This is a genomic window from Salinibacterium sp. SWN167 (genome assembly GCF_015864665.1).
In the GTDB taxonomy this organism is placed as follows: domain Bacteria; phylum Actinomycetota; class Actinomycetes; order Actinomycetales; family Microbacteriaceae; genus Rhodoglobus.
In genome coordinates this window covers 588,388-603,233 of record NZ_JADYWU010000001.1, presented here as the reverse complement: position 1 = coordinate 603,233, position 14,846 = coordinate 588,388, and the positions used below count along the sequence as shown (strand labels likewise).

General features: G+C 61.6%; 11 protein-coding genes. 1 reads left to right on the top strand and 10 read right to left on the bottom strand.

Features of this window, described 5'->3' with window-relative positions; genetic code table 11:
• Positions 1 to 22: 22 nt before the first annotated feature.
• From I6E60_RS02790 to cysK, 5 genes are all read right to left on the bottom strand, one after another.
• On the bottom strand, positions 23 to 988 hold the full coding sequence (locus I6E60_RS02790) for a carbohydrate ABC transporter permease (protein ID WP_197136983.1): 966 nt from the start codon (positions 986 to 988) through the stop codon (positions 23 to 25).
• Positions 985 to 2,118, bottom strand: coding sequence for a carbohydrate ABC transporter permease (locus I6E60_RS02785; protein ID WP_197122800.1), 1,134 nt, complete (start codon positions 2,116 to 2,118; stop codon positions 985 to 987). The genes I6E60_RS02790 and I6E60_RS02785 overlap by 4 nt, the downstream gene beginning before the upstream one ends.
• Before the next feature lie 147 nt (positions 2,119 to 2,265).
• Positions 2,266 to 3,597 (bottom strand): ABC transporter substrate-binding protein, encoded by a 1,332-nt coding sequence (locus tag I6E60_RS02780; RefSeq protein WP_197178768.1) that lies wholly within the window; start codon positions 3,595 to 3,597, stop codon positions 2,266 to 2,268.
• A gap of 200 nt (positions 3,598 to 3,797) precedes the next feature.
• Complete coding sequence (gene cysE, locus I6E60_RS02775; RefSeq protein ID WP_197122795.1) at positions 3,798 to 4,367, bottom strand: serine O-acetyltransferase; 570 nt, start codon at positions 4,365 to 4,367, stop codon at positions 3,798 to 3,800.
• A gap of 70 nt (positions 4,368 to 4,437) precedes the next feature.
• A complete protein-coding gene (gene cysK, locus I6E60_RS02770) occupies positions 4,438 to 5,376 on the bottom strand; it encodes a cysteine synthase A (RefSeq protein WP_197122793.1) in 939 nt (312 codons plus the stop codon).
• A gap of 230 nt (positions 5,377 to 5,606) precedes the next feature.
• Between cysK and I6E60_RS02765 the strand changes: the two genes are divergently transcribed.
• The gene (locus I6E60_RS02765; RefSeq protein ID WP_197178767.1) at positions 5,607 to 6,131 is read left to right on the top strand and encodes a hypothetical protein; all 525 of its coding nucleotides are present in this window, start codon (positions 5,607 to 5,609) and stop codon (positions 6,129 to 6,131) included.
• Between the two features lie 137 nt (positions 6,132 to 6,268).
• Here the strand turns inward: I6E60_RS02765 and I6E60_RS02760 are convergent, their stop codons facing one another.
• The 5 genes from I6E60_RS02760 to kynA all read right to left on the bottom strand — a co-directional run bounded on the left by I6E60_RS02760 (position 6,269) and on the right by kynA (position 14,825).
• A complete protein-coding gene (locus I6E60_RS02760; protein ID WP_197178766.1) occupies positions 6,269 to 10,528 on the bottom strand; it encodes an ExeM/NucH family extracellular endonuclease in 4,260 nt (1,419 codons plus the stop codon).
• Between the two features lie 198 nt (positions 10,529 to 10,726).
• Complete coding sequence (locus I6E60_RS02755; protein WP_197178765.1) at positions 10,727 to 11,545, bottom strand: PaaX family transcriptional regulator C-terminal domain-containing protein; 819 nt, start codon at positions 11,543 to 11,545, stop codon at positions 10,727 to 10,729.
• 6 nt (positions 11,546 to 11,551) lie between these two features.
• Positions 11,552 to 12,817 carry a kynureninase gene (locus tag I6E60_RS02750; protein WP_197178763.1) on the bottom strand — a complete coding sequence of 422 codons (1,266 nt, stop codon included), beginning with the start codon at positions 12,815 to 12,817 and terminating at the stop codon, positions 11,552 to 11,554.
• Entirely contained in the window at positions 12,814 to 13,971 is a 1,158-nt protein-coding gene (locus I6E60_RS02745) for an amidohydrolase family protein (protein ID WP_197178761.1), read from the bottom strand. The genes I6E60_RS02750 and I6E60_RS02745 overlap by 4 nt, the downstream gene beginning before the upstream one ends.
• Complete coding sequence (gene kynA, locus I6E60_RS02740) at positions 13,968 to 14,825, bottom strand: tryptophan 2,3-dioxygenase (RefSeq protein WP_197122787.1); 858 nt, start codon at positions 14,823 to 14,825, stop codon at positions 13,968 to 13,970. The genes I6E60_RS02745 and kynA overlap by 4 nt, the downstream gene beginning before the upstream one ends.
• Between the last annotated feature and the right edge of the window lie 21 nt (positions 14,826 to 14,846).

The following is a 14,846-nucleotide window of genomic DNA, read 5'->3' as shown; positions in this document are numbered from 1 at the left end:
CAACGCGTGTGCGTCGACCGGACTACCCCTTCGTCGAACCCGCGAGCAATCCGCGCACGAAGTAGCGCTGCAGAGCGAAGAACACGATGAGCGGCACGAGAATCGAGATGAAGGCGCCGGCGGTAAGCAGGTTCCAGTCTTGACCACGGCTACCGGTGATTTCCGCGAGCAGTTTCGTCATCGGCGCCACTCGTCCGTCGGCAAACACCAACGCCACGAGCAGGTCGTTCCAGACCCAGAGGAACTGGAAGATCGCGAACGACGCAATGGCCGGCATCGTGAGCGGAAGCACGATGCGGAAGAAGACCTGGCCGTGGCCCGCGCCATCCACTCTCGCAGCTTCGATGAGCTCGGAAGGAATCTCGGAGACGAAGTTGTGCAGCAAGAAGATGGCCAGTGGCAGCGCGAAGATCGTGTGCGCAATCCAGACCTGCGAATACGAGTTGGAGGCATTGAGACTGGAGAAGATTTCGATGTCACCGATGGACAGCCCACGAGAGAACAGGCTCAGCAGCGGAACAAGTGCCATCTGCAGGGGAACGATCTGTAGCGCGAAGACGCCGATGAACATCCAGTTGCGACCGGGGAACTTGATCCACGCGAAGGCATACGCTGCCAGGCTCGCGATAACGAGTGGGAAGATCGTGGCCGGCAGAGTGATGGCGATCGAGTTGATGAATGCGCCAGCCAGATTGAGCTGGCTGTTTCCGGCCGCCAGCACCTCGGTGTAGTTGTTGAGAGTGAAGCCGGGGTTCTGGAAGATCGTCCACCAGCCGTTACGCAGAATCTCCTCGGGCGGGCGAAGCGAAGAGACGAAGAGCCCGAACGTCGGCGTCGTCCACAGCACCGCGATCACTAGTGCGGCAATCGTGGCTCCGCGACTCGTGAGGCGCTTCTTAGTGCGCTTAGCGGCGCCGTTTTCACCACGGGCCAGTTGCTTCTTAGTCTTCTTGTTCAGCGGAAGCTTCGCGGGCACTGTCGCGGTCATCGGATCTCCCTCTGCTTAGCAATCTGTCTCGCGTTGTACACAACGATCGGCAGCACCATGATGAACAGCACGACCGCGAAGGCGGCAGATCTGCCCACCTCGAAGCCCTGCCACTGCGAATACATTTCGTTGGCAATAACGCTCGTCTCGTTGGCACCGGCCGTCATGGTGCGCACAATGTCGAAGACTTTCAACGAGGCGATCGAGATCGTCGTCAACACCACAACGAGCGAGCTGCGGATGCCCGGCACGGTCACGTTGATGAACCGTTGCCACGCGTTCGTTCCGTCGAGCTCCGCGGCCTCAAGTTGCTCGGCGGGAACACCCTTGATCGCGGCCGACAGGATCACCATTGCGAAACCGGTCTGGATCCAAATCAGCACGACGATGAGAAAGAAAGTGTTCCATGGAGAGTTGGAGATCCAGTCGACCGGTTGCCCGCCCATCCAGACCACAATCTGGTTGAGCAAACCAATCTGCTCTTGGCCAGCGGGGCGCACGGCATAGACGAAACGCCAGATGATGCTCGCGCCCACGAACGAGATAGCCATCGGCATGAAGACGAGCACTTTGAAAATCTTCTCGCCGCGCGACTTGTCGATGAAGACCGCGTAGGCGAGGCCAAAGATGGTGGAGACCGTGGGAACAATCAGCACCCACACGACCGTGTTGAGAACGGTGCGGATGCCGGTGTCTTGAGTGAAGATCCAGATGAAGTTTTCGAGGCCGACGAAACGGGTTCCGCGGCTGTTCATGAAGGCTTGGATGGTGGTCTGGATCGTCGGGTAGATGAGACCAATAGCGAGCAAGAAGATCGCCGGGCTCATGAAGCCGACGAGCTGGAAGAGGTAGCCAGCGCCCTGCTTGGAGCGGTAGTCGAGGATGAAGAAGAGCCCACCGAAAACAGCTGCTGCGCCCGCTGCCCAATACACCGAGCCCAGTGTCAAGAAGATGAAGGTGGGGATGAGCACGCAGGCCGCGGCACGGATGATCGTGTACTTGCGGCCACTGCGCGGAGCGATCTCGATGAAGAAGATCAGCAGTGCGATGACCACGAAAAATGCCAGAAGCACGAGGGGAATCTGAGCGAGCGCGGGGAGCGTGGCTATCCACGCGAGAAAAGCTGACATTAGCGACCTTTCGAGTGCATCACTGGACTCTTCACTTCACTGGCATTTCTGCTGATTCGACTCTACCGAGGCGTCGGCACGAGTGGGAGAAAAGTAAGCGTGGGCTGGAAGCACAATCGTCCAACCCACGCTCACCGTTGAAGGGTGTTACTCAGACGGCCATGACGCATCAATGGTCGAGAGCACTTCTTCGGTTGACTTGCCGTTGACCCAGTCGACCATTCCGGTCCAGAACGATCCAGCACCGACAACACCCGGCATGAGGTCGGAAGCGTCAAAGCGGAACGTGGTGTCGGGGTCCTGCAGAATCGTGATGGCTTCCTGCAGGATGGGGCTGCTCGCGCTTGCCGGGTCAAGGCCATTGTTAGCGCTAATGACGCCGCCCAGAGCTACGCGAGAGTTTGCCCACTCGGGGCTCGACAGGTATTCCTGTACTGCGATGGTGTCTTCGTCATTGGAGAAGGCTCCGACGATTTCGCCACCACCGGTGACTGCGTTGCCACCCGCTTCAGCGGAGGGCGTGACGAAGGCCCAAATGTCAGCATCCGGTCCAACCGTGGCGTTACCGTTCTTGGGGTCCTGAATGAACCCGTCGAAGAAGGATGCCTGGTGGTGGAGGGCACAGGTGCCGTCGCCGAGGGCGCGAGCCGGGTCACCAAACGGGGTGGAGTTGATCGACTTCACGTCGCCGAATCCAGCATTCACGTAATCCGGGTTCAGGAGGATGTCGCCCACCGAATCGAACGCCGAGACGATCGCAGGATCACTGAACGGGATCTCGTGCGAAACCCACTGGTCGTAGACGTCTGGTCCCGCTTCGCGCAGAACGAGGTCTTCTACCCAGTCCGTTCCTGGCCAACCGGTTGCGGCATCCGAACCGAAGCCAGCACACCAGGGTGCGGTTCCGGTTTCGTCGGCGATTGTCTGGGTGAGCGTGAGCAGTTCGTCCCAGGTTTCGGGAACTTCGACGCCCCACTCCTCGAATTGCGAAGGCGAATACCAGACGAAGCCCTTGACGCTAGCCATGAGCGGCGCACCGTAGAGAGTGTCGCCCGTGGTGGCGTACGCAGCCCAGTCCTCTGACCAATATTCTGCGACGTTGGAGGCGACGCTGTCGGGCGCTGGCTGAATGTAATCGCGCGAAGCGAGGTCAGCGAGAAGACCTGGCTGCGGGAAGATCGCGATGTCAGGGGCGTTGCCACCCTGAGCGCGGATGCTGATCTGCGCTTCGAACTCTTTGCTCGATTCGTACTGAATGTCGATGTCATTCGCTTCTTCCCAGTCAGCCCAGGATTCTTCGAGAAGTTCAGCCTCAGTGTCGGCGATGGTGCCATAGATGGTGACTACGCCATCCGCTTCACCAGCATCACCGGGGCCGCCTGTGCCGCCAGCGCCAGATGCGCAGCCCGTGAGAACCATGCTGGCGACGCCGAGCGTGGCGATGGGCAGCAGGGCCCGTCGAAAGTTGTGAGAAATCATACAAATCCTCCTCGTCGAGGTTTGCCCGCAGACCGAGCAGTATGCGGGGGAACAACTGCAGCTCTGAACTCGCTCACTCAGTGCAGCTCAAGAGAGCGTGTTCATGACTCACGCTAGGCGACGATCAACGATTTGTGCAAGCGCTTGCGCTACAGAGCTGTCTACCGCAACGCGAATGAGACATTTCTGCCTCGACGGGGCTAAATGTAAATCGCGGGATCGATGTAGTTGAAGCCGTCTTTGGGCGCTTTCGTGCCGCCCTTGGGGCGCGCCACGGCGGGAGCGCCAACGAGAAGAGAATCAGCGGGAGCATCCGCCACCACTACGGCACCGGCGCCCACGACCGAGCCAGAGCCGATCGTGATGTCGCCGAGGATCGCAGCGCCGGCGCCCACGACAATCTCGTTGCCGAGCGTCGGGTGGCGCTTGCCGCCCTGCGAGCTCGTGCCGCCAAGCGTGACGCCGTGATAGATCAAAACGTCATCGCCGACAATGGCGGTCTCACCAATGACGACTCCGGAGCCGTGATCGATGATGACGCGGCGGCCGATCTGCGCGCCAGGATGAATCTCGACGCCGGTCAAGAAGCGAACGAATTGGGAGACTACGCGGGCAAGAAAGAATGCCCGCGCAGTCCACAACCAGTGACTCAAGCGGTAACCCCACACGGCGTGCATCCCCGAATAGGTCAGCCAAATCTCGAAGGCACCACGGGCTGCGGGGTCGCGTTCGCGCACGGCAGCAATGTCTTCACGAGTTCGAGCAAACAATAGAGGGATCCGTCGTTAGTGGTGGTTAGCGGCGTTGAGTTGAGGTGACTCGGTCTTAGTCGACAAGCCCCTAGTCGACAAGGTCTTCGTAGAGAAGGGTCGACAGGTAACGCTCGCCAAAGCTCGCGATGATGACAACAATGGTCTTGCCGGCGTTCTCGGGGCGCTTGGCCAACTCGATTGCGGCGTAGACGGTCGCACCCGAGGAGATGCCTGCGAGGATTCCCTCTTCGGCTGCAAGGCGACGAGCCATCGTGACGGACTGGGTGATGTTGACGTCGAGTACCTCGTCATAAACATCGCGGTCGAGAATTTCGGGCACGAAGTTGGCGCCGATTCCCTGAATCTTGTGGGGGCCGGGAGCTCCGCCATTGAGGATGGCCGACTCTTCGGGCTCAACCGCAACAACTTTGATCTCGGGGTTCTGTTCCTTGAGGTAACCACCAGCACCGGTGATGGTTCCGCCGGTTCCGATTCCCGCAACGAAGATGTCGACGGCACCGTCGGTGTCGTTCCAGATCTCAGGGCCCGTGGTGGCACGGTGAATAGCCGGGTTTGCAGCGTTGGCGAACTGCTGAGCGGCGACTGCACCCTCAGTGTTGGCCACGATCTCAGCGGCCTTCTCAACGGCGCCACGCATACCTTCGCCGGCGGGAGTCAACACGAGTTCTGCACCGAACGCGCGCAGCAGCATGCGGCGCTCCTTGCTCATGCTCTCGGGCATCGTGAGCACTACGCGGTAACCGCGGGCGGCACCAACCATGGCGAGCGCGATACCGGTGTTGCCACTGGTGCCCTCAACGATGGTTCCGCCAGGCTTCAACGCGCCAGCTTTCTCGGCCGCATCAATAATTGCGACACCGATACGGTCCTTCACACTGGCCGAAGGGTTCTGAAATTCGAGCTTTGCCAGCACGGTAGCGCCAGCACCGTCTGTGACGGAGTTGAGCTGAACCAACGGGGTGTTACCGACGAGTTCGGTGATGTTCTTATAGATACGACTAGCCATGATTCAGGGGTTCCTTCGCAGGTTGGAGATCGATGGGAGCTTGCTCACCATAGTTAGTAGCAATCAGCAGGCCAAATTTATTTCATCGATCTGCATAATTCTGTAACAGGCATGAGGTGAAAGCACTCGCAGAGCACTCCGGCAGAGCTACCGATCAGGCTCCTGGCAACGAAATCCGTTTGCTCGCCACACCGCACCTATACGTGAATGAATCTCGCTATAATTGAGAAATGCGCCCCACTACCGCTATCGCCATGACCGCCCTGCTCTTTACCGTTGGTGGATGCGCGACTGACTCCCCACCTTCTGCCGAGCAGTCGACCGCTGCCGCCACCGCGGAAGCATCACCGTCGAGTAGTGCCACTCCGTCCCCTTCCGACGCGGCGGACGAGGAAGTTAGCTTCAGCTACCGCTGCTATGTAGAAGATGAATCATCCGGGATTCGCACAGAACTTCCCATGGAGTTCACGAGCTTCGAAGAAGTGTGGGAATACCGCCCCGCCGTCGTCTCGTGTATGGAGATCAAACACGGCACGGTGTACACGCAAGCGCAACTCGATGCTGCCGAGATCGCCGGACCAGTGCTGTCGAGTGGAATCGACCAGGTTGGTGCCCTCTATGCCCAGTGCGCAATCACAGACAATGGCTACCTCCATCTCACCGCCCTCGCCCCGAACCAGAAGACGGACGTACGCGCTTTTCTCTCGCTCTGCCCGAATCGTCCTGGCGCAGATCACCTCCGGTCGCTTCTCTAGCCAATGCTCAGAGCTTGCGCCCCCGCAGCATCGCGCGGGTTTACTCCGTGATCGTGTAGCCGCAGGACTCAAACGAAAGAGGGCCCCGCGCTGTGCGGGGCCCTCTTCGCGTTCTTCGGTTAGCTACCGATATTCGCCTAGAAGACGAACACCAGTCGCGGCCAACTTGTGCTGGACTCCACGAGGTCATTACCGGAGTACTCGGCCGAGATCCAGTGGATGCCACGGCTGAGCTTCGGCAGCGTCAGCGAGGCATTTCCGCGCTTGTCCACCGTGCTCGTGCCGACAGCGGTGCGACCGTCATAGAAGGTCACCTCGCCCGCGGTCGTGCCATCCTTGCCGACCGAGACGCTGGCATCCGCCGTGACGGAGCGGTTGCCCCACACGAACCAGGAGGAGAGGCTCGAGCGAACACTCGAGGAGATCTTCTCCACCGATTGTGCGTCCGATTCAGCAACACCATCCGAGTAACCGTCCTTGCTGGCCGTGACTTGCACGCTCAGCTCGGTTCCGATGTCGTCGGTCGTGATGCGGTAGCGGCTATCGGTCGCATCAGCGATCGGCGCACCGTCCCGCAGCCACTGGTAGCTGTAGTCGGGCGACTTCACGCTCCAGTTGCCGTTGGTGGCCTTGACTGTCTTGCCCACCTGCACGTTGCCGCGGATGCCCGGGGCCTTCGTGTTCTCGATGACCTCAGCAGTGGTCGCGACCTCGATCGGAACCACAACAGCGGTATCCGTTCCCGGAACCGTGACGGTCAGCGCGAGCGTGCCCGAAGGTACGCCAGCGGGGATCGTGACGGTCACGCTAGCGCGACCCTGCTCATCCGTGGTGTCGACGATGGTGCGGTCGATCGTTGCCGAACCGAGCACGTCTCCATCAACCGAAACCTCGACCGTGGTGGCGTCTGAGCCGCCGCGGCTGAAGGTGAGCGACGAGAGGTCGAGCGTGACGTCGTCCCCGGGGTTGTAGCCGTCAGCATCCGGAGCCGAAACAACAGCCCCAATGGCGCGCTGTTCTAGCGGCGGGTCAGCGATCGTGTTCTCTTCGAACCACTCGACCATGGACTGCAGGTCGACGCGGCCACTATCGGCACGGTCGGTTCCCTCGGCGAGAGTAGCGAAGTTGTCGCCACCGGCCGCGAGGAAGGAGTTAGCAACCACCGTGTAGCTGGCCGCGAGATCGACCGAAGTGCCATTGAGGTACATCGCGGTCACTCGCTCGCCTTGGGCAGCGGTGGGGTCGTACGAGTACGTCAACCCTTCCGAAACGCCGAGCTTGAGGAACGGACGCTGGGCACCCTCAGGCTGCCACTGCTCTTCGAGCACTGACTTGATCTGAGCACCGGTCAACGACATCGTCGTGAGGGTGTTACCGAATGGCTGCACGTTCGCAGCCTCACGGTAGGTGACTTCGCCGTCGGCGTCGCCAGCACCCGATGCTTCGTAAACCAAGTCGGTACGCAAACCACCGGGGTTCATGAATGCGATCTCTGCACCTGAATCAGATACTGCCCAGAGCTGAACATCCGCCACGAAGTTGCCGAGGGTCGATTCTCCACCGCGGTTCTCGGGGAACGGCGCTGCCGCCGTGGGAGTCTGCACCGCACGGTACATGCTCTCGGAGATCTCTCCGACGGTAGCGTTGCCGAGCTCAGCGGCCGCGGCCGTAGCGTCGTCGACAATTGCCTGCACTGCAGCATCCGGCTCGAAGCCCTCAATTGGCAGAACCTCAGCCTCGAAGTCAATAATCTCCTTCGTTGCCGGGTCGACGGTGAGGTCAAAGTGACCGTAGTACGAACCGTACTGGCCGGCAGAAATCACCAAGCGCGGGTCATCCATGCCGTCGACCGCGATCTCGTGGTCGTAGGCCAGGTGGGTGTGGCCCGAGACAATTGCCTGAATCTTCGGGCTCACGTCGGTGACGATCTGGCCAAACGCTGAGTCGTCCATCGAGCTAGCGATGTCGGTGGATGCCGCACCCTCGTGGATGAGGAGAACGAGAACGTCTGCTTCGCCGTTGGCGTCGTCTCCGTCAGTGAGGTAGTCCGCAACGCGGTTCACTTCTTCGACCACTCCACGAACTTCGAGCGATGCGATTCCCTCGGGGCTGACCAATTCGTTGAGGTCTTCGGTGATAGCACCGATGAAGCCAACGTTGACACCCTCGAAGTCCTGCAGGAAGTACTCGTCGTACGCGGGAGCGTTGGTGTCCCGGTCGTAGAGGTTCGCTGCCAGGTACGGCCAGTCGGCGGCATCCAAGATGCGGTCGTCGACATCGGCACGGCCCTGGTCGAACTCGTGGTTACCGAACGAGCTCGTGTCGAGCCCGATTTCGTTGAGCACATCGATCGTGGGCTGGTCGTTCTGGATGAACGAGGTGAACGTCGTGGCTCCAAGGAAGTCACCGGCACCGACAAACGTGGTGTTGGGGTTCTGCGACTCCCACGAGCGAACCATGCCCGCGAGCATCGCTGCGCCTGGGATTCCGCTGCCCGCTTCGATACGACCGTGGAAGTCGTTCGTGGTGAGAATCTCGATCTCGACCGGCGCTGCCTCAGTGCTGAGGCCAATGCTGATCGGGTCGTGGTCACTCGAACGGAACACCGTGCCAGCCTCGGCTGCCGCGTAAGCGTAACCGCGGTCAGACCACTCAGGCGAATTGATGTTCCAGACGGCAGCATCGGTCACGTGCTCAGCAAGCGACGGCGAGACGATGATGTGGTCGAGCGATCCGAGTTCACCATCGAAGGTGTAGGTGTACTCGTTGTCGCCTTCGGCGGCGAGAGTGTCAACGAAGCCGGCCTCGGTGAAGACCTGAATGGGGTCTTCCTCGGAGTAGGCATTGAAGTCACCAACGAGCACAACCTGGTCGCTCTTGGCTTCATCAGCTGAGATCGAGTCAACGAGGTCCTTGACGGCATTGGCCTGCTCCACACGCTCCGTGTTGAAGAAGCCCTGACCGTCGGTCGGCTCGGTTCCCGATCCACCCTTTGACTTGAAGTGGTTAGCGACAACGGTGATCAGTTCACCGTTGGACTCGAAGGTTTGAGCGATCGGCTCGCGCGCGATGTCCCAGACGGTCTCGTCAACCTGCGTGAAGCTGTCGCCTACTGGCGTAACAGCGGCCGGCTTGAAGATGATCGCGTTCGTGATGAAGTCGGTGATAGCGGCATCATCAAGCGCTGCGGGCGTGCGAACGTAGTCCCACGTTCCGGCTCCGGCAGCAGCGTTGAGCGCACCGACGAGATCCATGAGCGCTTCGTCGAGGTCGCCACCCAACTTGATGGAGTTCTCGATCTCCATGAGACCAACAACATCCGCATCGAGCGAGTTAATGGCGGCGACGATCTTCGACTGCTGGATCGCGAACTCTTCAGCGGTGTCTGCGCCGCGGGCGTCCGAGTCTTCACTCGTCAGTGTGGTGAAGTAGTTGTAGACGTTGAAGGCCGAAACCTTGAAGTCTCCACCCACAACGGGAGCCGACTCTTCACGCGGGTTCGTGGACTCGAACGTGGGCAGGTATTCCGCCGGGCTCGCGTCGTTGATCGCGATGGTCGGCTGCAAACGCCAGTCGTCGAACCCATAGCTCAGAACGTAGGGGTTGGCCGGAAACTCGACGGTGTCGCCGTTGCGCACAACGGTGTCGGCCGAGAAGTAGGGCTGCTCACCGGGGTGAGAACCATTGGAGATCTGGATGCTGTAGCCATCATCGAGGAAGATGCGGCTGGCACGGTTAGCGGCGGCGATCGCGTCGGCGTCGGCTCCGGCATCCGTAGTCTCGGTGCTCTTGACGGCGAGCTCTTCTGGGCTGAGCCAGAGGGTACCGAAATTGTAGAGCTGGTGGCTCGAGCTGACGAGGTAGTCGCCGGTGGGGGTGACGAGCATCGACTCGAGGGATTCGCGGTCGGCGCCAACAACGCTGGCATCGAGAGCGGAGGCCTGCACGGCGTCTGCCGGGTCGAGGTCGGCGGCGGCGGTGACCAGCTCGACGGCCGAGACGGAACCAAGCTGGGTCAGACCGTAGTACTCATCGACGGCGCCGGTCGCGGTGACCTTGTCGCCGAGAGAAACGGCGGGGTTCGCGCTGCCGAGGTAGACGAAGATTCCATCGGAGGCGCCTGGTGTGGCATCGATCTCGCCACCCGATCCGGGAGTCTGGATGACGATGCCGCGGTAACCAGAAGCTCCCCGGTAGTCAGCGGTGACAACACCCTCGACGGTGACGGTGTCGCCGACCATGGTGCTCGCGGCTGAAGTGCCTTGAACGTCGGCAATAGTTGCTGTTGCTTCGGCGGCTAGGGCGGCCGGAGCGGTGATCGCGGTCAACGCGATGGCGCACGACGTGGCAAGAGCCCCGATCGTCAGCCGCGTTGGCCTGCTGCTTCGTGGATACATAGCGGGCAGTCCCCTTATGAATTGTGAAATCTACGGTCTACCCCATAACAGGGGTATCTGAGACGATAGCCCCGCCCACAGCTCATTCCAAGGTTTTAAACGAAATGCTCATGTGCGCGTAACCCGTTGTTCTTGTGCGAAATGCGCGCACCAACACTTCGGGGGTTTGCTCGCACGGAGCACACGCCGACGCCGTCGTCAGTGAGCGCTATTACGCGCAAAAGCGTGCGCCCGCGCCGCCAAAGTGCGCGAAAGGCGACCGAAGAGATCGATGCTTGCTCGCCCCGGCCAATCCTCCGGCAGCGCCGAATCCGGCAGCCCCGGATCGACGTACGGGATCACACGCCACTGATCGAGAGCATGGATGTAGCACGCGAACGCCTCGGCATCGGTCGACGCCGGACCCACCAGAGCGGAGTGCTGGGCGAGAAAACTGTCGTGCAATTCACGCAAACGATCGAGGTCCCACCACTGGGCTACGGCATCCGCAAACGACTGAGTCGTCTCGGGCCGGCCCGCAATAAACAGCGTCGCGCACTCGCTCAGTTCGAGGTTTTCCAGAATGCGCAACACTTCTGGCTTGAGGTGGGCCGGGCAAATCCAGAGGCCGGTGGCGACGGTGCCACACCCGATCCAACCGAGTCTGCGACGAAGCTGGTGGCGTTCGTCGCGGCGTGACTCCGGTATCGAGAACGAGATCAGACACCACGGATCATCTTCGCGTTGCTGCCGAAAGCTAAAGACGCGGCGATCGCCGCTCTCGAGCATCGGCACGGCATCCGCGTTCACTCGGTAGCCCTGCTGGCCGTCGACCATTTCGGGCACAAGAAGGCCCTTTGATTTAACGCGGGCGATGGCGCTGCGGGCGCCATTGGCCGATACTCCCAGCGCCTCCATGATGCGCACGAGATGCGCCGACGAGATCCAGCCACCCAGCTGACGCAACTGTGAGCCCACAAAGGTTCGGAGTAGGGCCGTTGCACTTCCGGGGCGGGAGTCGAAGTCATCCAGAATCATGGGCGGCTACTTGGTGAGCTGCTCGTGAATGGCCTCGATGCCCAGCTGCACTTCAGCGAAGGTCGTGCTGAGCGGCGAGAGCCCGAGACGGATTCCGTGGGGCCGACGGAAGTCAGGAATGATTCCCTGCTTCCAGAGTTCGGCATTCACAGCGGCGAAGCTCTCGTGGTCGATCGTGACGTGGCTGCCTCGTTCAGCGGCATCCCGGGGCGAGCTGAGGGTGACGCCGAGCGGCACGAGCAGTTCATCGACGAGGGCGAGCGCGTACTCGGTGAGGGCGATTGACTTGGCACGGATCGCGGGGATGCCCGCCTCTTCAATGAGCCCGAGCATGTCTTGCATCGCGAGCGAGCCGACGATCGAGGGCGTGCCACTGATGAAGCGACGGATGCCGTCGTGCGGCGCGTAGCCGGGGCCCATTTCGAACGGGCTGTTGCTGCCCATCCACCCCTGGATCGGCTGGGTCATGGCCTCGATGTGCTCGGCGCGCACGTAGCCGAAGGCGGGGGAACCCGGGCCTCCGTTGAGGTATTTATACGTGCAGCCGGCTGCAAGGTCGACACCCCACGCGTCGAGTTCGGTTTCGACGACGCCGGCGGAGTGACAGAGATCCCAGAGCACGAGCGCACCTGCGTCGTGCGCGAGGGCGGTGATGCCGGGCATATCGGCGAGGTGGCCGGAGCGGTAGGCGACGTGGCTGATCACGACAAGGGCCGTGTTCTCGTTGAGCGCGTCCTTTACTTCGGCGGCGGTGACTCCCCCGTCGCTCGCGGGATCGATCCAGCGCAGCGTTTTGCCGAGCTCGGCGGCGATCCCCTCGACCAGATAGCGATCGGTCGGAAAGTTGCCGGTGTCGATCACGATCTCGCTGCGCTCGGGGCGCGCGCTCAGCCCCGCGCGAATCAGCTTGTAGAGCACGACAGTGGTCGAGTCGCCGATGAAGGTCTGGCCGGGGGCAGCGCCGAGAGTGGCAGCGCCGAGACGGTCGCCGAGCGTTAGCGGGAGTTCGTACCACGCTTCATCCCAACCACGGATGAGACGGCCGCCCCATTGCTCGTCGACGAACTCGGCGAGCCGCGCTGCGCTCGCGATGGTGGGTCGCCCGAGCGAGTTTCCGTCGAGGTAGGCCCGCACTTCGGCTGATCGCACGAACTTGGCCGGGTACTGCTTCAGCGGGTCAGCGGCATCGAGCGCCGCGGCACCCGCGGCGCTCGTGTCGATGGGTGCGCCAGCATCGGGGTGCGCACTGGTTGATGCGGTGATCTCGGTCATAGGTCGATCCTCCATGTGGTCGGGATGGGGGTTGTTGCGGCAGGGACGACATCGTCGCTGTTCCGAGCAGAGTGCGCAGCGGCTGCGGCCTCCGCAAAACTGGGGTGAAGCAGCTCGCGCGCAGTGACCACGGTGGCGGTCATGAGCCACGACGCGAGGTCGGCATCCGCGCGCGGCACGGTGGGGAGGTAGCTCACGGTGCTGCCGAAACCGGGCAAGCACAGCGCCCGCAGCAGTGCGTCGTAGCGCACGCCGGCATCCTGCAGTGCGGTCAGTTCGCGGCGGTTAAGGCCGGGCGGGAGGTCGCCGTTTCCCAGATCGGTGCCATAGCGGATGATGCCGCCGGCGGCATGAAAGCGCTGCAGGTTGTCGCTGGCGGTGGCGAAGTCACGGCCGCGCTGACCATAACCGTGGATGTCGAGGGTGCTGATCCACGAGTGACGTCCAGCAAGAAAGCGGGAGTTCGGCTGCGCCATCTCCTCGATCAGGGAATCGCTGAGTTTCTCGGTCCACGGCGTGTGCGCCAGGCGGTCGGCCCCGGCAGCGAATGCTCGCCGGGCTTGGCCAGTTCCCTGCACGTGCACGACCACTTCGGTTCCCCGACTGTGGGCGTACTCGACGAGGGCGCTCAAGGTGTCATCGTCGATCACGGGCCCCTCTTCAGCATTGAGCGCGACTTTCACGAAGGTGGCCCCTGCGGCCAGTTGTTGCGCGACGGCCGCCATCGCCTCCTCACCGGTCTGCACTTCAGCGACAGCGAGGGTCGCCGCCCAGGCCCGGTTCGCCGGGTACGTGTGAGGCGCGGTGATAAAAGCTCCCGCATGGTGCAGCTCCGGAACCGTATCGTCGGCGGCCCACTCCTGAAGACGCTCAGGGTGCCCACCCAAGTCGTCGACGGCGGCGAGGCCGCCAGCGATGAGAGCGCGCGGCTCAGTCAATCCGAGGTGAACGTGCGCGTCGCGAAAGCCCGGAAGAAGCACTCCCGGAAGACGGTGTGCGGTCGGGCTTGCGGTATCCGCAATCACTCGGATGCCGTGGGGGCTCACTCGAACGGTGGCGGGGCCGTGCCATTCCCGCAGCCAGTAGCCGTCGACGGCGTAATCCACGGCGAGCGCCGACTCCGGAGTCTCGTGCGGGGTTGGTTGTTCGCTCACGAGCGGCCAATCTCGGTGCGCACGGCAAAGAGTTCGGGGAAGAAGGTGAGATCGAGCGCTTTCTGGAGAAAGCCGACGCCGCTCGAGCCGCCCGTGCCGCGTTTCGTACCGATGATGCGCATGACGGTTTTCATGTGACGGAAGCGCCACAGTTGGAAGTTGTCTTCGAGGTCGACGAACTCTTCGCAGGCTTCATAGGCGAGCCAGTGTTCGCTTTCGTTGTCGTAAATGTGGCGGAAGGTGTCGATAAGCTCGTCGTTTTGCTCGTAACCGCGAGTCACGTCACGGCCCAGCACGGCGTCGGGAATGTCGTAGCCGTGGCGGGAGAGGTAGCGCAAGAACTCGTCGTAGACGCTGGGCTCGGCGAGCAGCTTGCTGAGCAGGGCGTGGGCTTCAGGCTGCGATTCGAACACTTTGAGCATGCCGGCGTTCTTGTTGCCGAGCAAAAACTCGACAGCACGGTACTGGTAGGACTGGAATCCGGATGAGCTGCCCAAGTAGTCGCGGAACTGCGAATACTCACTCGGCGTGAGAGTCGCGAGCACCGACCACTGCTCGGTGAGGGTTCGCTGGATGTGCTTGACGCGTGCAATGCGCTTGAGCGCAATAGAGAGGTTGTCGCTCGCGATGAGATCGCGGGCCGAGGTGAGTTCGTGGATCACGAGCTTGAGCCACAGTTCGGTGGTCTGATGCTGGATGATGAACAACATCTCATCGTGATGCTCAGGAGTGCTTTGCGGAGTCTGCGCGCTCAGCAGCGTGTCGAGTTCCAGATACGAGCCGTACGACATCCGCTTACTAAAGTCGGTGACAATCTCGTCTTCCAGGGCACGCTCGCTGTGGTTATCAGACATGCCGACACCCTATTGCACTTT